Source organism: Roseobacter cerasinus, from assembly GCF_009811755.1.
Classification (GTDB): Bacteria; Pseudomonadota; Alphaproteobacteria; order Rhodobacterales; family Rhodobacteraceae; genus Roseobacter; species Roseobacter cerasinus.
The window spans coordinates 667,136-690,915 of sequence record NZ_BLIV01000002.1; the positions used below are offsets into that span (position 1 = coordinate 667,136).

General features: G+C 59.5%; 25 protein-coding genes and 3 pseudogenes. 17 read left to right on the forward strand and 11 right to left on the reverse strand.

The annotated features are described in order from the left end of the window. Positions 1-210 precede the first annotated feature (210 nt). The 3 genes from So717_RS07115 to So717_RS07125 are packed head-to-tail and all read right to left on the reverse strand — an operon-like array spanning position 211 to position 2,055. Positions 211-1,263 carry a YeeE/YedE family protein gene (locus So717_RS07115; protein WP_159975511.1) on the reverse strand — a complete coding sequence of 351 codons (1,053 nt, stop codon included), beginning with the start codon at positions 1,261-1,263 and terminating at the stop codon, positions 211-213. 39 nt (positions 1,264-1,302) lie between these two features. Continuing rightward, the gene (locus tag So717_RS07120; protein WP_238840710.1) at positions 1,303-1,674 is read right to left on the reverse strand and encodes an ArsR/SmtB family transcription factor; all 372 of its coding nucleotides are present in this window, start codon (positions 1,672-1,674) and stop codon (positions 1,303-1,305) included. A gap of 18 nt (positions 1,675-1,692) precedes the next feature. After that, a complete protein-coding gene (locus So717_RS07125) occupies positions 1,693-2,055 on the reverse strand; it encodes a thioredoxin fold domain-containing protein (protein ID WP_159975512.1) in 363 nt (120 codons plus the stop codon). An 86-nt stretch (positions 2,056-2,141) separates the two neighbouring features. Here So717_RS07125 and So717_RS07130 point away from each other — a divergent pair, with 86 nt between their 5' ends. From So717_RS07130 to So717_RS07185, 12 genes and pseudogenes are all read left to right on the forward strand, one after another. Continuing rightward, entirely contained in the window at positions 2,142-2,882 is a 741-nt protein-coding gene (locus So717_RS07130) for a cytochrome c biogenesis CcdA family protein (protein WP_159975513.1), read from the forward strand. 216 nt (positions 2,883-3,098) lie between these two features. Next, complete coding sequence (gene soxX, locus So717_RS07135; RefSeq protein WP_159975514.1) at positions 3,099-3,575, forward strand: sulfur oxidation c-type cytochrome SoxX; 477 nt, start codon at positions 3,099-3,101, stop codon at positions 3,573-3,575. Between the two features lie 22 nt (positions 3,576-3,597). Next, positions 3,598-4,020 (forward strand): thiosulfate oxidation carrier protein SoxY, encoded by a 423-nt coding sequence (gene soxY / locus So717_RS07140; protein WP_159975515.1) that lies wholly within the window; start codon positions 3,598-3,600, stop codon positions 4,018-4,020. Between the two features lie 61 nt (positions 4,021-4,081). Further along, positions 4,082-4,411: a thiosulfate oxidation carrier complex protein SoxZ gene (soxZ, locus tag So717_RS07145; RefSeq protein ID WP_159975516.1), complete on the forward strand. Its 330-nt coding sequence runs from the start codon at positions 4,082-4,084 to the stop codon at positions 4,409-4,411. A gap of 39 nt (positions 4,412-4,450) precedes the next feature. Further along, positions 4,451-5,302, forward strand: a complete 852-nt coding sequence (gene soxA, locus So717_RS07150) for a sulfur oxidation c-type cytochrome SoxA (protein ID WP_159975517.1) — start codon at positions 4,451-4,453, stop codon at positions 5,300-5,302. 89 nt (positions 5,303-5,391) lie between these two features. Then, on the forward strand, positions 5,392-7,089 hold the full coding sequence (soxB, locus tag So717_RS07155; protein WP_159975518.1) for a thiosulfohydrolase SoxB: 1,698 nt from the start codon (positions 5,392-5,394) through the stop codon (positions 7,087-7,089). A 20-nt stretch (positions 7,090-7,109) separates the two neighbouring features. After that, complete coding sequence (gene soxC / locus So717_RS07160; protein ID WP_159975519.1) at positions 7,110-8,372, forward strand: sulfite dehydrogenase; 1,263 nt, start codon at positions 7,110-7,112, stop codon at positions 8,370-8,372. After that, complete coding sequence (locus So717_RS07165; protein ID WP_159975520.1) at positions 8,356-9,654, forward strand: c-type cytochrome; 1,299 nt, start codon at positions 8,356-8,358, stop codon at positions 9,652-9,654. Before soxC ends, So717_RS07165 begins: the two co-directional genes overlap by 17 nt. 3 nt (positions 9,655-9,657) lie before the next feature. Continuing rightward, complete coding sequence (locus So717_RS07170) at positions 9,658-10,362, forward strand: c-type cytochrome (protein WP_159975521.1); 705 nt, start codon at positions 9,658-9,660, stop codon at positions 10,360-10,362. A gap of 22 nt (positions 10,363-10,384) precedes the next feature. Further along, on the forward strand, positions 10,385-11,650 hold the full coding sequence (locus So717_RS07175; RefSeq protein ID WP_159975522.1) for an NAD(P)/FAD-dependent oxidoreductase: 1,266 nt from the start codon (positions 10,385-10,387) through the stop codon (positions 11,648-11,650). A gap of 93 nt (positions 11,651-11,743) precedes the next feature. After that, positions 11,744-12,178, forward strand: coding sequence for a DUF302 domain-containing protein (locus So717_RS07180; RefSeq protein ID WP_159975523.1), 435 nt, complete (start codon positions 11,744-11,746; stop codon positions 12,176-12,178). After that, positions 12,178-12,856 (forward strand): annotated as a pseudogene (locus So717_RS07185) (aminotransferase class I/II-fold pyridoxal phosphate-dependent enzyme); the annotation flags it as partial. The gene So717_RS07180 and the pseudogene So717_RS07185, both read left to right, overlap by 1 nt. A 92-nt stretch (positions 12,857-12,948) precedes the next feature. Here the strand turns inward: So717_RS07185 and So717_RS07190 are convergent. From So717_RS07190 to So717_RS07205, 4 genes are all read right to left on the reverse strand, one after another. After that, complete coding sequence (locus tag So717_RS07190; protein ID WP_159975524.1) at positions 12,949-13,137, reverse strand: YgaP family membrane protein; 189 nt, start codon at positions 13,135-13,137, stop codon at positions 12,949-12,951. Between the two features lie 75 nt (positions 13,138-13,212). Then, the gene (locus So717_RS07195) at positions 13,213-13,836 is read right to left on the reverse strand and encodes a Crp/Fnr family transcriptional regulator (protein ID WP_159975525.1); all 624 of its coding nucleotides are present in this window, start codon (positions 13,834-13,836) and stop codon (positions 13,213-13,215) included. Continuing rightward, positions 13,833-14,774 (reverse strand): MBL fold metallo-hydrolase, encoded by a 942-nt coding sequence (locus tag So717_RS07200; RefSeq protein WP_159975526.1) that lies wholly within the window; start codon positions 14,772-14,774, stop codon positions 13,833-13,835. The genes So717_RS07195 and So717_RS07200 overlap by 4 nt, the downstream gene beginning before the upstream one ends. 1 nt (position 14,775) lies before the next feature. Continuing rightward, positions 14,776-15,684, reverse strand: a complete 909-nt coding sequence (locus tag So717_RS07205) for an MBL fold metallo-hydrolase (RefSeq protein WP_159975527.1) — start codon at positions 15,682-15,684, stop codon at positions 14,776-14,778. Positions 15,685-15,864: 180 nt separating this feature from the next. On the opposite strand from So717_RS07205, the gene So717_RS07210 reads away from it, so the two are divergent. The 4 genes and pseudogenes from So717_RS07210 to So717_RS22735 all read left to right on the forward strand — a co-directional run. Further along, positions 15,865-16,578: a cytochrome c biogenesis CcdA family protein gene (locus tag So717_RS07210; protein ID WP_159975528.1), complete on the forward strand. Its 714-nt coding sequence runs from the start codon at positions 15,865-15,867 to the stop codon at positions 16,576-16,578. Positions 16,579-16,593: 15 nt separating this feature from the next. After that, positions 16,594-16,992 (forward strand): thioredoxin family protein, encoded by a 399-nt coding sequence (locus tag So717_RS07215; RefSeq protein WP_159975529.1) that lies wholly within the window; start codon positions 16,594-16,596, stop codon positions 16,990-16,992. 82 nt (positions 16,993-17,074) lie between these two features. Further along, a complete protein-coding gene (locus So717_RS07220) occupies positions 17,075-18,172 on the forward strand; it encodes an FAD-dependent oxidoreductase (RefSeq protein ID WP_159975530.1) in 1,098 nt (365 codons plus the stop codon). A 212-nt stretch (positions 18,173-18,384) separates the two neighbouring features. Further along, positions 18,385-18,527 (forward strand): annotated as a pseudogene (locus So717_RS22735) (IS110 family transposase); the annotation flags it as partial. Positions 18,528-18,672: 145 nt separating this feature from the next. Here So717_RS22735 and So717_RS07225 read toward each other — a convergent pair. The 3 genes from So717_RS07225 to So717_RS07235 all read right to left on the reverse strand — a co-directional run bounded on the left by So717_RS07225 (position 18,673) and on the right by So717_RS07235 (position 21,602). Next, the gene (locus So717_RS07225) at positions 18,673-19,293 is read right to left on the reverse strand and encodes an antibiotic biosynthesis monooxygenase family protein (RefSeq protein WP_159975531.1); all 621 of its coding nucleotides are present in this window, start codon (positions 19,291-19,293) and stop codon (positions 18,673-18,675) included. A gap of 582 nt (positions 19,294-19,875) precedes the next feature. After that, positions 19,876-20,079, reverse strand: coding sequence for a hypothetical protein (locus So717_RS07230; protein WP_159975532.1), 204 nt, complete (start codon positions 20,077-20,079; stop codon positions 19,876-19,878). After that, positions 20,076-21,602 carry a hypothetical protein gene (locus So717_RS07235; protein ID WP_159975533.1) on the reverse strand — a complete coding sequence of 509 codons (1,527 nt, stop codon included), beginning with the start codon at positions 21,600-21,602 and terminating at the stop codon, positions 20,076-20,078. The genes So717_RS07230 and So717_RS07235 overlap by 4 nt, the downstream gene beginning before the upstream one ends. 362 nt (positions 21,603-21,964) lie before the next feature. Here So717_RS07235 and So717_RS22740 point away from each other — a divergent pair. Next, positions 21,965-22,698: pseudogene (locus So717_RS22740) on the forward strand (transposase). Between the two features lie 627 nt (positions 22,699-23,325). Here So717_RS22740 and So717_RS07250 read toward each other — a convergent pair. Continuing rightward, the gene (locus tag So717_RS07250; protein WP_159975534.1) at positions 23,326-23,778 is read right to left on the reverse strand and encodes a chemotaxis protein CheW; all 453 of its coding nucleotides are present in this window, start codon (positions 23,776-23,778) and stop codon (positions 23,326-23,328) included. Positions 23,779-23,780: the final 2 nt, after the last annotated feature.

The window sequence follows — 23,780 nt, forward strand, 5'->3', positions numbered from 1 at the left end:
CAATTTTATCATTCGGTGTATTGTGATTGACTTGGGAGACTCCAAGGGACGTTTAGCGGCCCGCCTGTTCAGTCGGGCTGTGCAGCGAGGGAAATTGCGCGCCTGCTTCAAGACACATCAACGCGCTGGCGTCCGATGCCCGCATTGATTTTTTTTATTGTGCTAGCACCAGCACAGACGACTGGTTGCCGGTCTGAGCCGTTGGCCGCATCACTCTGCAGGCGCAAATCCGGTGATGAGTTGCTTCAGTCCGAGGGCAGCGCCGACAAAGATAGCCACAAAGGCCACGGGGGCACTGAAAGCGAGGAGTGAAAAGGCGGAAATGCCCTGCCCGACGCTGCACCCGACCGCTAGGATCGCGCCGGGGCCCATGATCGCAGCCCCGAGGATCTGCCGCCGCAATTCGCGGGGATCCTCGCAGGCTTCCCATCGAAAGTGGCCCTTGGAGGAGGAGCCGATGGCAGCCCCGATGATCACACCCAGAACCGAGCCAACGCTGAACGACAGCGCGTTGCCCGACGCAGTCATGCCGTAGATGATCGTGTCACCGATGGGGGCGGCGAAGGTGTGGGTCTCGATGGGTTCGGCGTCAAACCCTGTCGTGGCGACCCAATAGGTGCCAAGCCAGCCTGATACGACGGCCAGGCCAACCACGACGCCCCAAAAGATGTGACCGTAGGAGTGGCGCATCTCGGCCTTGGAGAAGGCAAGCAAGAGCAGGGCACCGCCCACCACACTGCCGGTGATCCAAGGCGACACGCCCAAGGCACCTGCCAGAAATGTGAGGCTCTGCGGTGGGCTGGCCCCGGTTTCGACTGGAAACAGCCAGACCCGCGCGTGGGCCAGCGGACCGGACATCACGAAATAGGCGGACAGGCCCATGACCAGAACAATCACAAAAGACCGCAGATCGCCGCCGCCAAGCCGGGCAAGCGCGCCGTAGCCGCAATTCCCGCTCAACGCCATGCCGTAGCCGAACATCAGCCCGCCGATGATGGTGCCCAGCGGGTTCCAGACCTGATCGAGATAGGCGGTCTCAGCGCTGCTAAAGAGACCGGCGCTGACCGCCACATGCACGCCGATGATCGCGACGCCGATGGCAATGGCCCACATGCGCAAGCGCCGGTCATCCGCACCATAGAGCATGTCTTCGATGGCGCCCAACGTGCAAAACCGCCCGATCCGGGCTGCGAGGCCAAGCGCTATTCCTCCGCCCAAACCAATGAGCGCGGTTGCGTTCGCTTCTCCAAGCACGTCCAGCATATGGCTCCTCCCCGGACCAGCCGCGGGCGAGGCAGTTGGTCAGTCTTCCCTGCAGAACAGGTCGTAGACCACTTCCATGATTTGCTTTGGCCGGTCATCTGTCAAGCTGTAGTAGATGGCCTTGCCATCCCGGCGCGGGGTCACGAGCCCTTCGAGGCGAAGGCGCGACAGCTGCTGCGAGACCGCCGCCTGCCGCGCGGACAGCAGTTCCTCCAATTCGGTCACCGATTTCTCGCCGGAGGCGAGATGGCACAGGATCATCAGACGCCCCTCATGGCTGATGGCCTTGAGGAAGTTGGAGGCACGCTGCGCGTTCTCCATCATGCGCTCCATGTCTTGCGCGCACATATTCTTGTCGAACACGGGCAGGCGCGATGCGGGCTCCGGTTTCATGCCAACGTCAGATGTCATGTCAAAGGTCATAGCCAGTCAACTCGCCTGATCCAAGGGGATTGCTGCACGCTCGAACATCATGGTGAGCAGGCCCCAGAAAAAATCCTCACCCGGATAGCCTTCGATCCGGCCCACTTCCCTGCCGTCCTGCACAAGGATAAAGGTGGGGGTGAAATGCACGCGCCTGTCGAAAGCCACATTCGGGGCGTCGCCATGCACATCATAGCGGTGTAGGGGCGCGGTGCGCCCTTCCGCTGTCTTGGGATAGATATGAGCGATTTCTTCGTTCCACTTGCCGCACCAATAACAGCCGTCTTCCTCAGCCATCAGCAGCACAGGGTCTGCCAAAGCGGTCAGAGGCAGCAGCCCCATACATGAAACAGCAAGTGCTTTCAGCATCGCCGCGCAGTCCCTTCATTGACGCGTCTCAATGATCCTAACATAATCTGATTTGTGAATATCTCAAGGCGCGAGGCCGTTTGGACATGCTTGATGTTACCTTTTTGGGCGCTTTGCTGGCCGGTCTGCTGTCTTTTCTGTCGCCCTGTGTCCTTCCGATGGTGCCATTTTACCTCAGTTACCTGGCTGGGGTTGGCATGAACCAGATCACGGCTGAGGCGGAGATTCCGCGTGGGGTCCGCTCGCGCGCGGTGCTGTCGGCCTGCTGTTTCGCGCTTGGCGTGATCACGGTCTTTGTCGGGTTGGGGGCCACGGCCACCGTGTTTGGCGGGCTGGTTCGGGAGTACTTTGATGTGCTGCGCTGGTTCGCGGCGGGCTTGATCATTGCCATGGGGTTGCACTTTCTGGGGCTGATCCGCATCGGAGTTCTGCACCGGCAGTTTCGCGCGGATGTGGGCGCGACCTCGCATGTGGGTCTGATCGGCGCCTATGTCATCGGGCTGGCCTTTGCTTTTGGCTGGACCCCCTGCGTGGGCCCGGTTCTGGCTGCGATCCTGTTTACGGCAGCGGCGCAGGAGGCAGCGCGCCAGGGCGGGCTGCTGCTCTTCACTTACGGCGCCGGCATGACCTTGCCCTTCGTCGCTGCCGCTCTGTTTATCGGGCCATTCATGGCGTGGATGGCGAGGTTCCGCCGTCATCTTGGGCTGGTTGAGAAACTCATGGGCGGCCTTTTACTGCTCTTTGGTGGTTTGATCGCGACCAATTCCATCAATCTCATTGCGCAGTGGATGCTGGAGCATATCCCCTGGTTCAGCACCATTGGCTGACTCGGCCCGCACAAGGCTCTGTTCACTTGACTCCGGCTGCGTGCAGTCTGGACCGGAGAGGTCTGAAAATGCTGCGCCCGCGCAATAAGACTGCGTATTTTTCTGCGCATGCAAACAAATCTAAAAATTCATGTAGTTGAATTTGTTGTTGCGTGAAGGCTGGTGTGTGCCGTAGTGTACTGAAAAGCGATTGCGGAATCGTGTCTGGGAGGGCGCATGAAACACATATCGGGACTAGCGGTGATGGCTGCCTTTTGCGGATCATTCGCTGCGGCTGAAGCGATTAAGCCAACAGATGTTGTTTATGTTGACGGTGCCGTCGAGGCGTCTCTTTCTGGCACGGCAGGCGACCCCGTCAGCGGTGCAGAGCTGATGAACAAGGGCGCGGGCAATTGCATTGCCTGCCACCAGGTCTCGGACCTCGCGCATCTGCCTTTCCACGGTGAGATTGGCCCGACGCTGGACGGCGTGGCTGACCGGTGGACGGTGGCCGAGCTACGCGGCATCGTCGCCAATGCCAAGGTGATGTTCGAGGGCACGATGATGCCGTCGTTCTACAGGACCACGGGCTTTTTCCGGCTGGGCGATGCCTACACCGGGGACGCGCATGGCGACACCGAAGTGCAGCCTCTGCTGACGGCGCAGCAGGTCGAAGATGTGGTCGCGTATCTTGTTACACTGACAGAAGACTGACCTTTCAAGAAGGGAGTTCACTATGGAACTGACACGGCGAAAAATGCTCGCAATCGGCTCAGGCACGCTCGCACTGGCGAGCTTGACGGGCCTCCCGGCGTTCGCAAGTCTGACGGATGAGGCCGTCAGCGCGCTGACGGGCGGCGCGGATCTGGGTGAGGGCGCAATCACACTGACCGCCCCGGAAATTGCCGAGAACGGCAACACCGTGCCCATCGAGGTCGACGCGCCCGGCGCGGTCGAGATCACGCTTTTTGCGGATGGCAACCCGGTGCCGAATGTGGCGACCTTCAAGTTCGGACCGCTCAGCGCATCGCGCAGCGCCTCCACCCGCATTCGGCTGGCCACCACGCAGAACGTGGTCGCCATCGCCAAGATGGAAGACGGATCGTTCCAGAAGGCATCGGCCGAAGTGAAAGTGACCATCGGCGGCTGCGGCGGCTGAGCCAACCCTAGATTGCCCGAGGGCCAAGGCCCGCACGGGCGCAAGACAAAGGAGAGACAGCATGGCATCTGGTGTAAAACCCCGGGTCAAAGTCCCCAAGACAGCAGCAGCGGGTGAGACGATCACGATAAAGACGCTGATCAGCCACAAGATGGAAAGCGGCCAGCGCAAGGATGACGATGGCAACATCATCCCGCGCTCGATTATCAATCGCTTCACTGCCGACTTCAACGGTCAGAACGTGATCGACGTGACGCTGGAGCCTGCGATTTCGACCAACCCCTACTTTCAGTTCGAGGCGGTTGTTCCGGAATCCGGCGAGTTCAACTTCACCTGGTATGACGATGACGGCTCCGTCTACGAGACGGCCAAGAAGATCACGGTTGGCTGATCGCAAGATCAGGCAGACGTTCGGGAGAGGGAGGATAGCGTGAAAAAGACAACACTTGCAGTGTGTTCCATAGCGGTGCTGTGGGTTGGACCGCAGCTGGCCGTGGCGGACCCCGATGACGATCAACTCGTGATCAACGAGGAGATCTCGATTGTCACGGAGGTCGCAGCACCTGCCCATGTGGAGAACCTGTCCACCATCTACTCAGGCTGGCGGTTCCGCTCTGACGAGACGCAAGCCGTGCAGATGGACGACTTCGACAACCCTGGTATGATCGGGGTGGAAAACGCTCTGGTCGATTGGGACACGGTCGAGGGCACCGCCGGGCAGTCTTGTGCGGGTTGCCATGGTGCTGCCGAGGATATGGCGGGCGTGCGCGCTGTCTACCCCAAGTGGAATGAAGAGAAAGGCCTGGTCACCACCCTTGAGATGGAGGTGAACAATTGCCGTGAGGCCCGCATGGGTGCGGATAAGTGGAAGTATACCGGCGGCGACATGACGGATATGGTCGCGCTGATTTCGTCGGTTTCACGTGGGATGCCGGTGAATGTTGCAATTGACGGCCCGGCCCAATCCACCTGGGAAGAGGGCAAGGAACTCTACTACACCCGCACCGGCCAGTTGGAGCTGTCCTGCGCGAATTGCCACGAAGACAGCTATGGCATGATGATCCGAGCGGATCATCTGAGCCAGGGTCAAATCAACGGCTTCCCGACGTATCGGCTGAAGAACACCAAGCTCAATTCCGTTCACGCACGGTTCAAGGGCTGCGTGCGGGACACACGGGCCGAGACCTACAAGCCCGGCTCGCCTGAGTTTGTTGCGCTGGAACTCTACGTCGCCTCTCGCGGCAATGGTCTGAGCGTCGAAGGCCCGTCCGTCCGAAACTAAAGTTTGAAAGGCTCCGCTGTGCACGCGGGGCCTTTTCCATCTGCATAACATTCATTTATGCGCATATGTTTTGAGGAGCTGAAAGACAGATGATTTCGCGGCGCGACTTTCTGCAGGTTGGCATGGCGGCCTCCGCCCTTCTGGGTACATCCGGCTTCGGAAACTGGGCCCGTCTGGCTGCGCAGCAGGCCTTGACGCAGGATCAGCTGCTGGAGTTCGAGACCTTCGGCAATGTCTCTCTGATCCACATCACCGATATCCACGGGCAGCTGAAACCGATCTATTTCCGCGAGCCGTCGGTCAACATCGGGGTGGGTGACAACAAGGGTGCCGTGCCGCACATCACAGGGGCCGAGTTCCGCAAGCTCTACGGTATCGCCGATGGCAGCCCCAGCCACTATGCGCTGAGCTCGGGTGACTTTGCAGCCCTTGCAAAGGGTTATGGTCGGGTTGGCGGGCTGGACCGTGTGGCCACTGTGATCAAGGCGATCCGTGCCGACCGGCCTGATGCGATCCTGCTCGATGGCGGCGACACCTGGCACGGCTCCTACACCACTTGGAAGACGCAGGCACAGGACATGTTCAACGTCATGAACGCGCTGAAACCCGATGCGATGACCTTTCATTGGGAGTTCACGTTGGGCAGCGACCGGGTGACCGAGTTGGTGGAGCAACTGCCCTTCGCCGCCCTTGGGCAAAATATCTTTGACGCGGAATGGGACGAGCCGACTGAGCTTTTCCCGCCCTACAAGATGTTTGAGCGTGGCGGCACCAAGATCGCGGTGATTGGCCAGGCGTTTCCTTACATGCCCATCGCCAACCCGCGCTGGATGTTTCCGGAATACTCCTTTGGCATCCGTGATGAGAACATGGCCGCGATGGTCGAAGAGGTGCGCGCCGCCGGGGCGGAATGCGTGGTTGTGCTGAGCCACAACGGCTTTGACGTCGATAAAAAAATGGCCAGCGTGGTGCCCGGCATTGACGTGATCCTGTCCGGCCATACCCATGATGCGCTGCCGGAACCGGCGCTTGTGGGCGAGACGATCATCGTCCCATCCGGCTCAAACGGCAAGTTTGTCAGCCGCGTGGATCTCGATATCCGCGACGGCCGCATGATGGGTTATCGCACCAAGCTGATCCCGATCTTTTCCGATGTGATCACGCCCGACCCGGAGGTTGCCGCGCTGATCGACGCGGAACGCGCGCCCTATCTCCATGAGATGACCGAAGTGGTGGGCCAGACCGAAAGCCTGCTCTACCGGCGGGGCAACTTCAACGGCTCCTGGGATGATCTCATTTGCGACGCGCTGCTGAGCGAGCGGGACGCCGAGATCGCGCTCAGCCCCGGCGTGCGCTGGGGCCCAACGCTGATCCCCGGGCAGGACATCACCCGCGAGGATATCTTCGGCGTGACCTCCATGAGCTACGGGCAGGCCTACCGCACCGAGATGACGGGCGCGTTCCTGAAAGTCGTGCTGGAAGATGTGGCCGACAACATCTTCAACCCCGACCCCTATTATCAGCAGGGCGGCGACATGGTGCGCACCGGCGGGCTCGGCTACCGCATCGATGTGTCGAAACCGCAAGGCGCGCGCATCTCGAACATGACGCTCCTGAAAACCGGCGAGCCGATTGACCCGGCCCGGTCTTACGTGGTCGCCGGTTGGGCCAGCGTGAACGAAGGCACCGAAGGCCCGCAGATCTGGGATGTGGTGGAAAGCCACATCCGCAAGCTCGGTACCGTGACGGTGCAAGGCAATACCAACGTCGACGTTGTCGGCGCGTGAGCATTTGGAGACGTTGAGCTATGGATGAGACATTCAAACCATCCCGCCGGGCCTTCTTGCGCGGCAGTGCAGCGGCTGCGGCCGGGTCGGTCGCTGGAGCCGCCGCCGCCAATGGCGCAGACCCGCTGATCACCGAACTGCAGGATTGGGCCTCCTACACCGGCGCGGGAGTGGATGAGACGCCCTATGGCATGCCCATCAGCTTTGAGAGCCACGTGGTCCGGCGCAATGTCGAATGGCTAACGGCCTCGCCGATCTCCTCGATCAACTTCACGCCGATCCACGCGCTGGACGGGACGATCACCCCGCAGGGCTGCGCATTCGAGCGGCACCACTCCGGCGCTATCGAGCTGCGCAAGGAAGACTACCGGCTGATGATCAACGGGCTGGTCGACCGCCCGCTGGTCTTCACCTACGAGGATCTCGAACGCTTCCCGCGTGAGAACCACGTCTATTTCTGCGAATGCGCGGCCAATACGGGCATGGAGTGGGCGGGGGCGCAGCTCAACGGGGTGCAGTTCACCCACGGCATGATCCACAACATGGAATACACCGGCGTCCCCCTTCGCACCCTGCTGCGAGAGGCGGGGGCCGACATCGCCCTCGACAAATGGGTCTATGTGGAAGGAGCCGATGCCTCCTCCAACGGGCGCTCGATCCCCATGGAAAAGGCGCTTGATGACGTGCTCGTCGCCTTCAAGGCCAATGGCGAGGCGCTGCGGATGGAGCATGGCTACCCGGTCCGCCTCGTCGTGCCCGGATGGGAAGGCAACATGTGGGTCAAGTGGCTGCGCCGCGTCGAGGTGACTGATATGGCCGTGGAAAGCCGCGAAGAGACCTCGAAATACACCGACGTCTATGCCGATGGCACCGCGCGCAAATGGACCTGGGTGATGGATGCGAAATCCGTCATCACCACGCCGAGCCCGCAAATGCCGATCACACACGGCCCGGGGCCGCTGGTGATCTCGGGGCTGGCTTGGTCCGGTCACGGTCAGATCACCCGCGTCGACGTCTCCAAGGACGGCGGCATCACATGGGAGACGGCGCGGCTGGGCAAGCAGGGCGATACAAAGGCGCTCACCCGCTTCTATCTCGATACCGAGTGGGACGGCGCGCCCATGCTGCTGCAGGCCCGCGCGATGGATGAGACCGGCTATGTCCAGCCCACCAAGGAACAGTTGCGCGACCAGCGCGGCGAAAACGCCGTCTATCATAACAATTGTATCCAGACCTGGTACGTGAACGCAGAAGGGATCGCCGAGAATGTCGAAGTCTCCTAACATCTTCATTCCCGCCCTCGCTGGCACCGCCGGGATTCTGGGCGTGGCCTTTGCGGTGACCTCGCGCGACTATGGCGCCGATAAGATCAGAGCGCTGGAGACCCGCATGGGGCAGGTCGAGGCGCAGGCCTCCGCCGCCAGCGAGAAGGCCAGCGTCGAAGCACAGCGGGCCGCCGAGTTAGAACTCAAGATCGCCGAAGTGCAGGCTGCTGCAAGCCAACGCGTCGCCAGCCTCACCGCACCAGCCCCAGCGGTTGAAGGCACCTATGGCATCGGCCGTCCGGCGCTGGACGAGGAGGTCGCCGCCTGGGATGTGGATGTGCTGCCCGATGGTCGTGGACTGCCCGCCGGCGGCGGTGATGTCTTTACGGGCGAAGAGGTCTTTGCCGAGAAATGCGCCTCCTGCCACGGCGATTTTGCCGAAGGGGTCGACAACTGGCCGGTGCTGGCGGGCGGGTTTGACACGCTGGCTGATGAGGATCCGGTGAAGACCGTGGGCTCCTACTGGCCGTATCTCTCGACCGCCTGGGACTACATCCACCGCTCCATGCCTTTTGGCGAGGCGGGCACGCTGACAGCGGATGAGACTTATGCCATAGTCGCCTACATCCTCTATTCGAACGACCTCGTGGACGACAACTTTGAACTGACCCGCGAGAACTTCGCGGACTTCAACATGTACAACATGGATGGCTTCACCGTCGACGACCGCCCCGAACAGGAATACGCCGCGTGGCGGGCTGAACCCTGCATGGAAAACTGCAAGGACGAGGTGCAGGTGACCATGCGCTCGGTGTTTCTGGTCGACACACCGCCTGAGGGCGGATCGGACTCCGTCATGAACCCGGCAAGCATCGACGGGCTGCCAAGTTTCACTGCCGCCGGCCCATCCTTCATTCCTGAGGCCGCACCAAAGCCTGCCCCGGTTGTGCAGAAGGCTGCCGTGACGCAGCCCGCAGCACCAGACCTCATGGAAGCAGGCGAGAAGGTCTTCAAGAAGTGCAAGGCCTGCCATCAAGTGGGCGAGGGCGCCAAGAACCGCTCCGGCCCGCATCTCAACGGATTGATCGGGCGCACCATGGGGTCCGTCGACGGGTTTGCCTATTCCAGTGTCTTTGCGGCTGCCCTGGATGAGGGGCGCATCTGGGATGAGGCAGCGCTGGCTGAATTCCTCGCTAAGCCCAAGACTTATATGAAAGGCACAAAGATGTCCTTCTCCGGCCTGAAAAAGGACGAGGATCTGGCCGCGATCACCGCCTACCTCAAGTCATACGGTGAATAGATAGTGCGGATCCTGCGGTTCTCCCTGTCGGTTGCTGTGGCGGTGTTCTGCACCGTCGCAGCGGCTGATGAGTTTGGGGATCCGACCGCAGGCGAAAAGATCTATCGGCAATGCAAAAGTTGCCATCAGATCGGCTCAGCGGCCAAACATCGCATCGGGCCGCATTTGAACGGGATCTTCGGGCGGCAGGCCGCGAGCCATGATGGCTTTCGTTACTCCAAAGGTCTGGCAAGGGTCGGGGCAAGCGGGCTTGAGTGGCACGCGGAGACGCTGGACGCCTTTCTGGAGAATCCGCGCGCCATGGCCAGCGGCACTCGTATGAGCTTCAAGGGGCTAAAGAACCCGCAGGATCGTCGCGATGTAATCGCCTATTTGCGAGGGTTCTCCGACAGCCCGGCGAATATACCCGAGGCTGATCCAACCGCGACGGCCACCGATCACAACCTCGATCCGGCGATCATAGCGCTGAAAGGGGACCCCGAATACGGTGAGTACCTCAGCAGCGACTGCACGACCTGTCACCAGCCGGACGGCGGCGATGACGGCATCCCGTCCATCGTGCTCTGGCCGGAAGAGGACTTTGTGGTCGCCATGCACGCCTACAAGAACAAGGACCGGCCCAACCCGGTCATGCAAATGATGGCCGGACGGCTCAACGCGGAGGAGATTGCAGCGCTCGCGGCGTATTTCGCGACATTAGACGACTAGAAGTGTTTTCAGGGAGGGAAACATGACACTTGATAGACGGACATTCATGGGATCGACGGCTGCAGCCGCCGCTGTCCTGTCAGCCCCAACGGTCAAGGCGGCAGGTCACGGAAAACCGCGTGTGGTGGTTGTTGGCGGCGGTGCGGGCGGGGCCACAGCCGCGCGATACATCGCCAAGGACAGCAAGGGTGACATCGACGTGCTGCTGATCGAGCCGAGCCGGACCTACTACACCTGTTTCTTTTCCAACCTCTACATTGGCGGTCTGAAAGACATCGACGACATCGGCCACACCTACGGCAGCCTCGCGGCGAGCGGTGTGAACGTCGTGCATGACTGGGCCGTTGGGGTGGATCGTGACGCCAAGACCGTGTCGCTCGCGGGCGGTGGCTTTGTGCCTTATGACAAGCTGATCCTGTCACCCGGTATTGATTTCGTTGAGGGGGCCGTCGAAGGCTGGAGCCTCGCCGCGCAGAACGCCATGCCGCATGCCTACAAAGCCGGGTCGCAGTCTGAACTGCTCAAGGCGCAGATCATGGCGATGCCCGAAGGTGGTGTCTTTGCCATGGTGGCACCACCCAACCCGTACCGCTGCCCGCCCGGACCATACGAGCGCGTATCTATGGTCGCGCATGTGCTGAAAGAGACCAATCCAACCGCCAAGATCATCGTGGCAGATCCAAAGCCGAAGTTTTCCAAGATGTCGTTGTTCCAGGAAGGCTGGGCGGATCACTACGCAGGTATGATCGACTGGATCGGTGAAGACTTCGGCGGCGGCAACGTCAGCGTCGACCCCGATGCGATGACCATCACCATTGACGGGGAAGAGACGCAGGCCGATGTTTGCAACGTCATTCCAGCCATGAAAGCCGGCCGAATCGCAGAACTGGCGGGTGTGACTGATGGCAACTGGGCCCCGGTGAACGGGGCGGACATGTCCACCAAGGCGGATGCTGACATCTACGTGCTGGGCGATGCCTCCGCCCAAGGCGATATGCCGAAATCTGGCTTTTCGGCCAACAGTCAGGCGAAGGTCTGTGCCAATGCGGTGCGCGGTGCGCTGACCGGGTCCAAGGTATTCCCGGCCAAATTCTCCAACACTTGCTGGTCGCTGATTGCCCCGAATGATGGCGTGAAGGTGGGGGCCACCTATGAGGCCACGCCGGAGAAGATCGCCAAGGTCGACGGCTTCATCTCGCAGACCGGTGAAAGCTCTGACGTTCGCAAGGCGACCTATGAGGAATCCGAGGGCTGGTACACCGGCATCACCAGCGACATGCTCGGTTGATGTGACACGAACCTGTCGCGGGCCTTGAGCCTTATCAAGGCCCGCGGACCAATCGTATGCCAAGCTCTCAGCACATCAAAGGAGGAGACCAAAATGAAACCTATCGCTTTGGCCGCTGCACTTGGCTTTGCATCAACAATGCCTCTTTGGGCTGAAGACGCGTTCCTCTATCCGTTTGATGGGTCTTTCGAGGATGCGACATTCGCGGTTGAAAGCGCGATCGTCGGTGAGGGGTTGGTCATTGACTATGTCAGTCACGTGGGCGACATGCTCAACCGTACGGGTGCGGATGTTGGCAGCGAAGCGGTGATCTTCAAGAATGCCGATATCTTCCTGTTCTGCTCTGCCGTGATTTCGCGCCAGGTCATGGAAGAGGATCCGATGAACATCACCTATTGTCCCTATGGTATCTTTGTAATGGAGACCGACGAGGGTGTGATCGTCGGGCACAAAGACTATCCAGACGGCTCGATGCAGGCGGTCGAGAATCTGATGCAACAGATCGTCGCGGAGGCCATTGGCGGCTGATGGGCTACACTGCGTTTTTCCGGGCCGAGCTTGATACCCTGCGCGATAGTGGAAACTATCGGCAGCTTGCTGAGCTTGAGCGCCGTTGTGGAGCCTTTCCAAAGGTCCGGTGGCATGACGGCTTGGGGTGAGGTGACGACCTGTTGCTCGAATGACTACCTGGGGATGGGGCAACACCGGGATGTGGTCAATGCGATGCATGAGACCCTCGACCGCATTGGCGCAGGAGCTGGCGGAACGCGCAATATCTCCGGCACACCCCATGATCACGCGCTGCTGGAGGCAGAGCTTGCCGAGTTGCACGACAAGGAAGCTGCGCTGCTCTGTACCAGCGGGTATGTGTCGAACTGGGCGGCATTGGGTACGCTGGCGTCACGCATTCCGGATTGCGTGGTCGTCTCGGACGAGTTGAACCCCGCGTCGACGATCGAAGGCATATGACATTCCCGCGCCCGCAAGGTGATCTGGAAACACAACGATCTGGCTGACCTCGAAACCAGGCTGGCGGCTCTGCCAGCGGGCCAACCCAAGCTGATTGTGTTTGAGAGCGTCTATTCCATCGATGGCGACATCGCGCCCACCGTCGAGATCTGTGATCTGGCCGATCACTATGGCGCCATGACGTACCTGGATGAGGTGCATGCGGTCGGCCTCTACGGGCCGAGGGGCGGCGGCATGCCGCCGTTTGTAAGGCAGCTGATTGTCTGAGGGGCAGGAGGCGCAACCATGGTCAGTACGCTGACCAAAATCGTGGCGCCGCCCGGTAAAGCTCAGCAATCCTGGCAGGTTTTCAACCCCAGGATCCGGTAGATCGGGCAAAAGTTGACGAAGGCGGTGCCAACCAAGATCACGCCGAGATAGCCCCATATGCCGATGCTGCCCATGGCGGCCAGGATGATCAGAAGTGTGCCCAGAACGAAACGGGCGATGCGGTCAAATTGTCCAAGATTGCGGGTCATATGCGAAGCCTCCTGTGTCTGCATGGGACACAGTGAACATCTGCCTGGCATCGGCGTCAGTGACTGTGTCACAGATCAAAGCGCGTTTCCGTACGCCTCCAGTGCGTCGGGCTTCAGAATATCGACCGACCCGCGACTGATGCTGATCCAACCGCGCCGTTCGAAGGACTTCAGTGTCCGCGAAGCCACCTCGCGGGCCGTACCAAGCTCTTGTGCGAGTTCCTGTCGCGTCATCCGTAACTGGCCCTTACCTCGCCGTGCCAGCCAGCGGGCAAGGCGCAGATCCGTGCGATGTTCGAGTAGATCATCAATCACATCCGTCAGCTCACCGACCCGAGCCGCAAATCCGCGAAAGACGAGTTCCTGAAACTGGTTGTCGGAGGCCAGAAGGCTCTTAAACCTGTTGGCAGAGATGGCCACAGCCGTCACGGCACCTTCTGCATAGCCGTATCCGGAGTAGGGTTTGCCCGACAGCAGACAGGTTGTTGTCAGTACGCAGCTGTCTCCGGCCTCAACGCGGTAAAGAACCACCGTGCGCCCGGCACTGTTGGTTTGCTCAACCCGGACAGCGCCGGACTTTACAATCAGAAAGGCGCGGCCCTCATCCCCAGGTCGGAAAAGGCACGCACCATCCGGTGCCTCAAGCGCGTCGCCTTGGGCAAAATAGGCCGCCAGATCCTGGGTGGGGGCGTCGCTCATTCGAACTCCATCTGCTCATAGACCCGGCCCGCGTTTCTGGTTGCCAGTTCCTCGAAGGTGTCCAGATGCGCATAGGGGCTCTGATCGACATAATAGGCGTCTGCCAGATCACCACCTTCTTCCAGATGCGCGCCGACTTTTTCCCGCAAATAGACCAGGTAGTCCCGCGTGTAGCGACGGACCTGCGCCATATTGGTCGGTGTGCCGTGCCCTGGGATGACATAGGTCGCATTCAGCGGCTCGAACCCGGTGTCCCAGGTTTCAATCCAGTCATAGACGATGGTGTCCTCAAAGATCGGCAGCATGCGCTGATGAAAGGCCATGTCGCCCGCAATCACCAGACTTTGCTCCGGCAGCCAGACCTGCACGTCGCCTGGTCCGTGCGCGGGGCCCAAATGCAGGACTTCGATCTGAAAGTCCCCCATCTGCAGGCTGTGGTTCTCCTCAAATGTCTGCGTGGGTGGGGCGACAAAGGTGCCCTTGGCCTTGTCACGGTTGTAGCGCTGCATGCTCTCCAGAATACGGTTGCCGCGCTCTTCGATCTCGTGGGCGGCATCCACATGGGCTAGAATCGGCACGCCCTGCTCGGCCCAATATGAATTGCCCAGCATCGCGTGGCCCTGCCCATTCTCATTGATGACCAGCTTCACAGGTTGATCAGTGATCGCTTTGATTTCCGCGTGCAGCGCTTCGGCCAAAACATAGGCCGCGCCGCCGTTGACCACCACAACCCCATCGCCGGTCACGATAAAGCTTAGGTTGTTGTTGTGGCCTGCGTTTTCATAGGTTGGTGGGGCGGTTGCGCCGATGGCAGACCAGACATGTGGGATCACCTCCACCGGCTTCGAATAGAGCGGTGAGCCGGGGTATTGATCCGGGATATCCTCGCTCCCCAATACGGGAGTTGCCAGCAAAAGAAACAGCCGCAGTATATGCATCTCAAACCTCCACAAATCGGTAGCCATCATCTGTCTGTTCGGCCCGCCCGATGCCGCCATTGGGCAGATGGAACCCCACAAGCGGCATCTGTTCGACGGTCAGCCGGTCAAGCAACATCTTGCGTGTGGCGGCTGCGGTCGCGGCATCCTGGTCCGATCCACTCTCCCACTCAGGCCGCCGGAAGGCGACGTGGTGATTGCCGATGGCGTCACCGACAACCAGCGCCGCCTGCGACCCTTGCCGCACTTCAAATGCCATATGTCCCGGTGTGTGCCCGGGGGTGGATAGTGCGGCTATGCCGGGCAGGATTTCATCGCCGTCCTCAAAGAGCGCGACGCTGTCTTCGATCACCTGCATCCGGCGCTTGGCACCCACCGCAAAGGTCGCCCGCGCCTCACCGATGGTGCTGACCGTGTCTGGGTTCCACCAATAGTCCCATTCCGCACGGCCCATGAGGTAGCGCGCGTCGTAAAACAACGGCTCGTCAAACTCGTCCAACAGGCCCCAGATGTGATCGGGATGCGCATGTGTGAAGACGACATGCGTGATGTCCTCGGGCGCCAGGCCCAAGGCCTCCAACCCGCTTAGAATCTTGCCTGCCGTTGGCATGAAATCCGGGCCGGAGCCGACGTCGAAGAGCACATTATAGGTGCCGTCCCGGTAAAGCGCGAGGTTGCACTCAGGTTCGAGACTGCCGGATGAGAGACCATAGTCGCGCAGGATCGGGGCCAACTCTTCCTGCGGCATCGGATCGAATACAAGCGCGCCGGGCAGCATCAGGTGGCCGTCGCTGACCGTCGTCAGGGTGGCCGATCCCAAAGCAAGCTCAGCGGTCGCAAAGCCGGGCAGGGCGCTGACAAGAGGGGCTGCGGCAGCCGATTGCAGGAATGCGCGGCGTGACACGGGCATGGGTGGCCTCCCTATAAATTCTTGTATGCGAATATGAATGTATTTTAGGATCAACGCAACAAAATGCTGGTGTTGGTGCTGCACACGGGAACGTGACCAAAAACTATGTGACAGTGTCACTTACATAGGGCCGTTGCGACATATGTAGAGGTGCGAAACCACAAGCGGAGCATGCCTGCCATGGAATTTATCTTCGCCTATCTTGCCGGGCTTCTGACGCTGATAAACCCGTGCGTCCTGCCCGTTCTGCCGATTGTGCTGGTGAGCGCGCTGAATGCGAACAAGGCTGGTCCGCTTGCTCTGGCAGCCGGTATGAGCGCTTCTTTCGTGGTCTTTGGCGTTCTGGTCACCGCTTTTGGCGCAGGGATTGGCCTCACTCACGACCGTCTCGGACAGATCGGCGCGGTGATGATGGTACTTTTCGGGCTCATTCTGATTGTCCCGATGTTCGCGCAGCGATTTGAGATGGCCACAGCCGGTGTCGCCGCCGGAGCGGACGCGCGGATGAACGACCTCAATACCGGGTCGCTGCGCGGGCAGTTCCTTGGCGGCTTGCTGCTTGGCATGGTCTGGTCACCCTGCATCGGCCCGACGCTGGGCGGGGCCATCGCATTGGCATCGCAGGGCGAGAGCCTCGGCTATGTCACGCTGATCATGTGCGCCTTCGCACTTGGGGTGTCGACGCTGATCATCGGCCTTGGTTTTGGTGCGCGCGAGGCGATACAGGCGCGCGCCAAATCGCTGCGCCGCCTGGCAGAGCGCTCGAAACCCATCATCGGGGCAACCTTTATCGCTGTGGGTGCCATGTTGTTTTTCCAGGTTCATCACGTCATCGAAGGGTGGCTGTTGGACATCATGCCGATCTGGCTACAGGATCTGTCTGTTGCCTTGTAAACGAAGGAGTATCTGATGAAACGCCGTCACTTTCTTGCTGCAGCCGGGGTGGCCGCTCTGGTCCCGTTCCATGCCATGGCCGCAGAGTTTGTCGAATATGAACCGGGGGTGATCGAGGCGGCGCTGAATGACGGCAAAACCGTGTTTGTCGACTATTCAGCCACTTGGTGCGGCACCTGCAAACGTCAGGAACGGGTGATCAATGCCCTGCGCAGCGCTGATCCGACCTACGATTCTGCGATGACCTTCGTGAAAGTGGATTGGGACACGTACAAGACCCATGAAGTTGCCGTGTTTCGGGACATTCCGCGCCGGTCGACCCTGATCGTGCTGCGCGGCGAAGAAGAGTTGGGCCGGGTCGTGGCTGGGACTTCGGAAAGCCAGATCAAAGCGCTCATGGACAAGGGGCTCTGATCCTCTTGCCTGTGTAGGATCGTGCCATGTCGATCATAGGTATATCCCCCGCGTTGCGCGGGCCTGCCGGTTTTGGCACCAGATGACAGCGCGCACCTTACGCCGCGTGGCGCTCGTTGGCGGCGGGCACACGCATGCGCTGGTTCTGCGCGCTCTCAGGGCTGAGCCGCTTTTGGATGCAGAGGTCACCGTCATCAACCCCGGACGCACGGCCCCTTATTCCGGAATGCTGCCGGGTTTTGTGGCGGGTCACTATCAGCGGCATGAGTTGGACATCGATCTGCAAAAGCTGGCGGATGACGTGGGCGCGACGCTCATCGACGGGCGCGCGGTGGGCATGGATGTCCACAACCGGCTTGTTCATCTGGCGGATGGGTCGTCACTGCCCTTTGATTTGGCGTCCATCGATGTGGGTATCACATCCCGGATGCAGACGTTACCAGGGTTTGAGCAGCACGGCATACCTGCCAAACCGCTCGCCGATTTTGCTCAGCGCTGGGAGGGCTTCCGGTCCTCGCAGGGGAGTAAGCAGGTCGCTGTGATCGGCGGCGGGATTGCAGGGGCGGAACTGGCGATGGCCATGGCATTCGCCCTGCGCGAGCATCGAGGTGAGGTCTCGGTCAGGCTGCTCGATCGCGGCAGGGTCCTGAGCGCCAACAGCCAGACAGCTCAAAGACATGTGCGGCGAGAGCTGGCCCGACATGCTGTCGAGATTGTCGAGGGCGTCGATGTGTCGGAGGTCACGGCATCCGATGTCAGGTTAAGTGATGGCACCACAATGTCAGCCAACTTCATTGTCGGTGCGGCGGGCGCCACCCCACATGACTGGCTGGGCAACACGGGCCTCAAGCTGAGAGATGGTTTCATAGAGGTGGACCCCGCGTTGCAAAGCAATGTGGCTGGTATCTTTGCCGTTGGCGACTGCGCGCATATGGTCGCTGATCCCCGACCGAAAGCCGGGGTCTATGCTGTGCGACAGGCGCCCATCCTGTTGGCCAATCTTCGAAACCTGCTGTCCGGATCGGGTTTGCAAGGCTACAGGCCTCAATCTGACTATCTCAAGCTGGTGTCACTTGGTGGCAAACGCGCCTTTGGTGAAAAGCTTGGTTGGGGCCTGTCTGGGCACCTGATCTGGCGGCTGAAGAACCGGATTGATCGCAATTTCATGGACCAGTTTTGAAGGCCTGATGCGCCGGACGGACGGCACAGCCTGGGTTGGATGTCGGAGGTGAAGACTGGCTACTGGGCGGAGCTTTTTTGCATCAGCGCGCTGTCGCGTCCGGCGCGGGACAGTTTTGTTGACGTCGCAGTTAGCTGTTTGATGGCTGTATAGTAGCGCGGCTGCCGAGGCTTGCAGGCACTTGCAGCAGGCCTGCATGACCCATGCCGGCTGGCCTGATGCTCTCAGGCAACAAGTCCGGTGATCGCGATGTATCCCGGTCGGTCTTGCCAACGCTGGTGGCGTCAGTCTGAGGCGGGCTTTGTGCCAGGCAGCAACCGATATGATGAACCGTGGCCGATCAACTTGGCTAAGACCAAAGAGGCGCTCTGCCTGGTGATCAAATTATCGTCCGGCGATACTATTTTGGCCAAGTTTAGCGCAAACGAAAAGCTGACCGTGCAGGTTCGGTGAGCCTCCCACTCTGCACGTTCTGCACAGACCATCTTGAACACAGATCATCAGGTTCGATCCGCCTTCGCATCAGGGAAGTATTGCGGAGCTTCCGCCCGCTCAAACATGCTGTAATCCCTGGAGACAAGTGCCAGCATCGCACTGGATGCGTTGGGATTCATCATTGCTTTGGCGATGAGTTCGTCGCCGTGATCGCGAGTTGCCGCGTTCGTCACGCAGAGAAAATTTTCATCGGCAGTCACGCTGTGGAAACATTCCCCTCCCAGGTCCACCGGGGAGCCCTTGGACGCGACAATGGTGAGAAAACGGGCGGGTGTGGCGTCGACGTTGGTATATGCACCCTCGGCGGACCAAATCTCGGGGTCGGTATCCTGACGCATCATTTTCAATACATGCGATATGCGCAGTCGGTAGTCGCTGAAATGCTTGTTGCGGCCTGCGGTCTGCGACCGGTGGTGGTCGGGATCGCTGCGCCATTTGGCCAGTGACGCTTCATCCCGCCAGTGGGAATGCGACAGGATCATCTTTGGACGAGAGATTGACTTGAAACGTTCGATGAAGAGGAGGCCTGCATGCTGGGCAAGCAATGGACGCAGGGCTTCCGCGTGCTTGAAGTAGTGACCCTCATGGCCCGATCGGGGTTCCATTTCGAATAATAGTGCGTGCATCTTTCGACCTTAGTGCTTGGACGTGTCGTCTTGAAGGTGTTTTTTCGATGTCGGTGTCTGGAACGAATGCGACGGTTCCAGCTGACATGCTTGCCGAAAAGCACCCGGTGTCGTTCCGTAGTGCTTTAGAAATGCGCCCCCACGTGACTTTGATCTGCAAAGCAGGCGCCATCCACATAGGAGCCGCATAGGTGACCAGCTCCCCCTTGAGTGGTGTTTGTGCATGACGTGCCTTTGGTCCATCTGGACGATGGTTTCGGGCGTCGGTTGGCGTAGCCTGACGAAACAGCGTGACGATTGGATCAGATGCCGCCTGCCAGCCGTGTCGGCTCAGCCGGAGTGCATTGTCTTTGTGGATGAAACCTAAGTCAAATCAATCCGACCCGCCACCATGGCTGGTCACGGATGCGCCCTTTGGATCATGGGGAACGTAGACCCTCATCGCAAGCTTCAGCGCCGAAGCGCCGATCACTCTGTGGGTTGTCAAAGGTGCGATGGATTGCGAAGCCTTCGTCGCCTATGTCTCGCAGGTCCTGGTCCCTGTCTTGGGACTGGGCACCGTCGTCATTCTCGACAGCCTTGCTACGCACAAGAACGGGCTTCCGCCAAAACCATGCGCGAAGCAGGATGCTGCTTCTTGTCCTGCTGCCATACAGCCCAGACCTCAGGCCGCATCAATGTTGCCGGCGCAAGATGGGCCTGTTGCATGGAGCTGCTCAAACCCATTTTTTGAACACTGCCCACACCGGCATGAATGCGTGGTTCTCTATCTTCCATGATGATCAAGTGAAACCCAACTCCGCGGCCGCCATCTTGCAAGCCGCGTAGATTTCGAATTCCTGCGGGCAGAATCGCTTGAGGTTGTCGACCGCTAACCTGCTCAACGCGTCACCCGACTGGATCGGGGCTGTATTTTCCCGAGTGCCCACCGGTATGGATGTCGATAGATGCAAGGCGTCCGTGATCTGGCGAATGTTGTTGTCGATCCGATCCGTCTCGCAACATATGATCAGGTTTCCCGCATCCATTTCGTAGCGGACTGCGTCGGGCGAATGAAGATAGTGCACGTAGTCATGCTTGAGATGGCAAATTGATGCCATTGAAAACCTGGCAGCCGATTTCAGATAGTCGTCCTGTGCGGACAACGCTTCCCCAAGGGCGTCAGGCGTCCGGAACAGTGAGAATGCGACGGCCTCCGCCGTTGTCCAATTTACATTGTGTCTGGGCCGGCCCTGCCGCAGGCGCGCATTGAACCCCGAGACAAAACGCTCCACCGGATCGCGAAAGAAGAAGGCCAGTTTTCTGGTTCGTCCGAACTTATTGATGGTACTGATCAATGTGTCGTCATGATTTCCCAAATGCAGCCTGTCCGGCTTGGCGGCGTCAGCGCTTGCCAACGACTGCACGATACGCCCGCCAGTCCTGCCGATACGCAAAAAAACGGTTTCATCTTGGCGGGCTGGGGCCGGATCTGAACGCCAACGGGAGCTCTGGACCTGCGCGCCTTCAGAGCGCTTTCGACTTTCTAAAAATGACGCGCCTAACAGCTTTCGCAGGTGGTCCAGATCGCTTTGGTAGATCTCAAATAGGGCTTGCCGCTGGGGTCTGGAAAAGATTTGTGTCTCTTTTGTGTCTCCCAATCGGGCAAGTCCGCCGAAGTCACCCCTCTCCAGCAAGGCAGAAACGATGGCGCTCTCGTCCGGCCGCACATTTTGTGCGCGCCTGTTCAGTTTTGCGTCTGCCCAGGTGTCCCAGCCGGTCGCAAGTCTGAGAAACCGTTTGGGGTTGTCCTGAAGGTGGGCAAACTCCCGCACAACCAGTCGCGCATGTGGAAATACCGATTGAACATCGGCGACGACATCTCTCCAACTGCGCTTGTCGCTGCAGATCGCATTCAGATGACCTTGTGATGGCAAGGTGGTTTCGTGTCTGGCAAGCGAAAACAGGATGGCGGATGTCCAATATTCCCCAAGCTCCCGCACGGACATCATGACAACATCTGGTTTATAGAGCGAGGCCAGTCGGCCGAGGTTCTCTTTTGCGTTTGGATACAGGCTGCCCGTTGCGATATTGTGCCCCATCGTACCGGGCAGGTTCTCCTCGCTGATCAGAAACCTTTGAGATGCTGTGTCCGCGAGCTGCGCCAACCAATCGGGAACAACATCGGCGATTTTCCCGTGGCGACTTTCTGGCGGGCACAGAGTTTCAATGCCCCCCGCTGTCAAAAGATCTGCGTTGTTGCGCAAGAACCGCTGGAGTGATGTTGTGCCCGTACGGTGTGCGCCAATGTGTAGAATTATCTTGTTCATCAGTATTGGCGGCCTCCACGGCCAACCGGTTTGGCGGCGTTCGGCACAATCAATACTACCCTCCGAAATTTGCTTCAAACGTAGTTTGCAAAAGAGACAGATGCGCGCTGCAATCTGTGACCGAAGCAACAGGGCGCAGTCTTACGGCTGCAAAACTAATGTTATCCGCTTCTTTCGCTCTTCTGACATTGAGTTAAGGCCCCACAATAGAGCGCTTTGGCTTCGAACATCGATGATGCGCTGGCTAGCGTAGAAGAAATCGCATCTAACCAGGCGAGCCGATTTTATGGGCGGCTCCAGGGTGATGCCCGATTGATTTTGGTTGATCGACATGCTTCACGGCTCGAAAACGCGCGGTGAACATGTTTGATCTTTTCTGGCTGACCGATGCGCAGATGGCGCGTCTTGCCCCCTTCTTCCCCAAGGCCCATGGCAAGTCACGCGTTGATGACCCTTGACCGGCAGGCGATCTGCAAAGCAGATCTGCCGAGAGGGGGCGTGTGTTGAGCGGGATTATCTTCATCAATCGCAATGGGTTGCGCTGGCGTGACGCGCCTGCTGCCGATGGTCCGCACAGTTGAAGGGGAGCGTGGCCCCAGTGGGGCCGCGTCAGCCCCGGAAACGCTTTACAATCGCTGGAAGCGGTGGAGCGATGAGGGGGGGTGCGCCCGGATGATGGCGGGACTGGCTGCAGAGCACGGCCCACAGACGACCGTGATGATCCCTCTCATCATTTGCAGTGCAAACGACTGCCGGTCAATGGACCGTGGCTACGGCGCTGATGGGCTCCGAGACGCGTTGAAGGACAGAGGGTACGTGCTGTTCAGGGCTGATTTGATCCACTGGATCAAATCTGACCGCCCCTCACCGCAGACCGAAAGTAGCGCAAGAAACCTGTGAAGCCGCCCTATTGTGACATTGCTGCGCAATGCGCTGCGGGGCAATGGGCAAGCGTCGATACAAGCGACGCAATTGGATCGAGATCATGTTCGGCAGGCTGAAGGATTGGCGGCGCGTGGCAACCCGCCGTGACCGCTACCCAAAGGTATTCCTGTCAGCAATCGCGCTCGCGGCAAACGTTATCTATTGGCTATGAGGCCTGACCCTAGTCTTCGCAGGGGTTTTCATAACAGTGCGATAAGGTGTTTGCCGAGACAAAAACCGATTTGTGCGGCACAGCGCCCAAGATATCGGAAGAAAGTCAGCTACGACAATGGAGCGGTCCGTCTGCGGCCATAAGATATCCGCGACAGGAATTGACTTTCTGAAGCCATCTAGTTTGAACGTCGATATCTGAAATGCGGTGGTCTGGCGTAGCACGCGGCCCCACTGAAGCCACGGCCCACTTCAACTCTGTGAGCCATAGGCAGCAGGCACGTCACGCCAGCGCAACCCATTGCGATCGATGAAGATAATCCCACTCAACTCACGCCCCCCTCTCGGCAGATCTGCTTTGCAGATCGCCTGCCGGTCGAGGGTCATCAACGCGTGGCTTGCCATGAGACTTCGGAAAGAAGGGGGCCAGACGCGCCATCTGCTTGTCGCTCAACCAGAATAGGCCCTGAGCCCGGGCAGAGCATATTCGAAGCAACGATCAATTTGGCTGACAATCACACGATAGGCTTTGTCCAGAAACGAGCGCGACGGCGCGCGCTCGTTCTTTCGGATGGGAGGCCCTGATCTCAATTGCGCGGGCGCTGAGGCGGCGACATTGATGTTGCTGTCAGAACAGGGCGCCGAGATCCAGTATTCTCACAATGTTTTCTTCAACCAATGTCAACGCGGCAACATAGTTGTCTTCACCTGTCTTGGCCCCTTCCGGAGGTTCTTTGATCTCCTCCTCGGGGGGCGCGATGATATTGGACACCGAGTCGACGAGCATGCCAATTGTATTCTCTCCGATCTCGACCACGATGATCACACTGCGCTCGTTGATTTCTGGCGTCGCCAACCCTAGCTTTGCGGCGAGATCCATCAAAGGCAGGATCTCGCCGCGCAGATTGATGACCCCCATGATGCAAGGCTCTGCGTCAGGCATGCTCGACGGTTCGGTCCAGCCGCGGATTTCCCGTACCGATGCGATCGCGACGGCATATCTTTGCCCGCCGACCTCAAACGAGAGGTACTCTTCGGTCCCTTGGGCTACACTTGCGGTTTCTACTGCTGCTTGTGTCATAA

Excerpts from the sequence above, each read along its gene's own strand:
- soxC (WP_159975519.1), top strand. The coding sequence starts at position 7,110 with ATGGATGAGACATTCAAACCATCCCGCCGGGCCTTCTTGCGCGGCAGT.
- So717_RS07120 (WP_238840710.1), bottom strand. The coding sequence starts at position 1,674 with ATGACATCTGACGTTGGCATGAAACCGGAGCCCGCATCGCGCCTGCCC.
- soxZ (WP_159975516.1), top strand. The coding sequence starts at position 4,082 with ATGGCATCTGGTGTAAAACCCCGGGTCAAAGTCCCCAAGACAGCAGCA.
- So717_RS07130 (WP_159975513.1), top strand. The coding sequence starts at position 2,142 with ATGCTTGATGTTACCTTTTTGGGCGCTTTGCTGGCCGGTCTGCTGTCT.
- So717_RS07250 (WP_159975534.1), bottom strand. The coding sequence starts at position 23,778 with ATGACACAAGCAGCAGTAGAAACCGCAAGTGTAGCCCAAGGGACCGAA.
- So717_RS07225 (WP_159975531.1), bottom strand. The coding sequence starts at position 19,293 with ATGCACGCACTATTATTCGAAATGGAACCCCGATCGGGCCATGAGGGT.
- So717_RS07205 (WP_159975527.1), bottom strand. The coding sequence starts at position 15,684 with ATGCCCGTGTCACGCCGCGCATTCCTGCAATCGGCTGCCGCAGCCCCT.
- So717_RS07210 (WP_159975528.1), top strand. The coding sequence starts at position 15,865 with ATGGAATTTATCTTCGCCTATCTTGCCGGGCTTCTGACGCTGATAAAC.
- So717_RS07115 (WP_159975511.1), bottom strand. The coding sequence starts at position 1,263 with ATGCTGGACGTGCTTGGAGAAGCGAACGCAACCGCGCTCATTGGTTTG.
- soxB (WP_159975518.1), top strand. The coding sequence starts at position 5,392 with ATGATTTCGCGGCGCGACTTTCTGCAGGTTGGCATGGCGGCCTCCGCC.
- So717_RS07220 (WP_159975530.1), top strand. The coding sequence starts at position 17,075 with ATGACAGCGCGCACCTTACGCCGCGTGGCGCTCGTTGGCGGCGGGCAC.
- So717_RS07190 (WP_159975524.1), bottom strand. The coding sequence starts at position 13,137 with ATGACCCGCAATCTTGGACAATTTGACCGCATCGCCCGTTTCGTTCTG.
- So717_RS07235 (WP_159975533.1), bottom strand. The coding sequence starts at position 21,602 with ATGAACAAGATAATTCTACACATTGGCGCACACCGTACGGGCACAACA.
- soxY (WP_159975515.1), top strand. The coding sequence starts at position 3,598 with ATGGAACTGACACGGCGAAAAATGCTCGCAATCGGCTCAGGCACGCTC.
- So717_RS07125 (WP_159975512.1), bottom strand. The coding sequence starts at position 2,055 with ATGCTGAAAGCACTTGCTGTTTCATGTATGGGGCTGCTGCCTCTGACC.
- So717_RS07165 (WP_159975520.1), top strand. The coding sequence starts at position 8,356 with ATGTCGAAGTCTCCTAACATCTTCATTCCCGCCCTCGCTGGCACCGCC.
- So717_RS07175 (WP_159975522.1), top strand. The coding sequence starts at position 10,385 with ATGACACTTGATAGACGGACATTCATGGGATCGACGGCTGCAGCCGCC.
- So717_RS07195 (WP_159975525.1), bottom strand. The coding sequence starts at position 13,836 with ATGAGCGACGCCCCCACCCAGGATCTGGCGGCCTATTTTGCCCAAGGC.
- So717_RS07215 (WP_159975529.1), top strand. The coding sequence starts at position 16,594 with ATGAAACGCCGTCACTTTCTTGCTGCAGCCGGGGTGGCCGCTCTGGTC.
- soxX (WP_159975514.1), top strand. The coding sequence starts at position 3,099 with ATGAAACACATATCGGGACTAGCGGTGATGGCTGCCTTTTGCGGATCA.
- So717_RS07180 (WP_159975523.1), top strand. The coding sequence starts at position 11,744 with ATGAAACCTATCGCTTTGGCCGCTGCACTTGGCTTTGCATCAACAATG.
- So717_RS07200 (WP_159975526.1), bottom strand. The coding sequence starts at position 14,774 with ATGCATATACTGCGGCTGTTTCTTTTGCTGGCAACTCCCGTATTGGGG.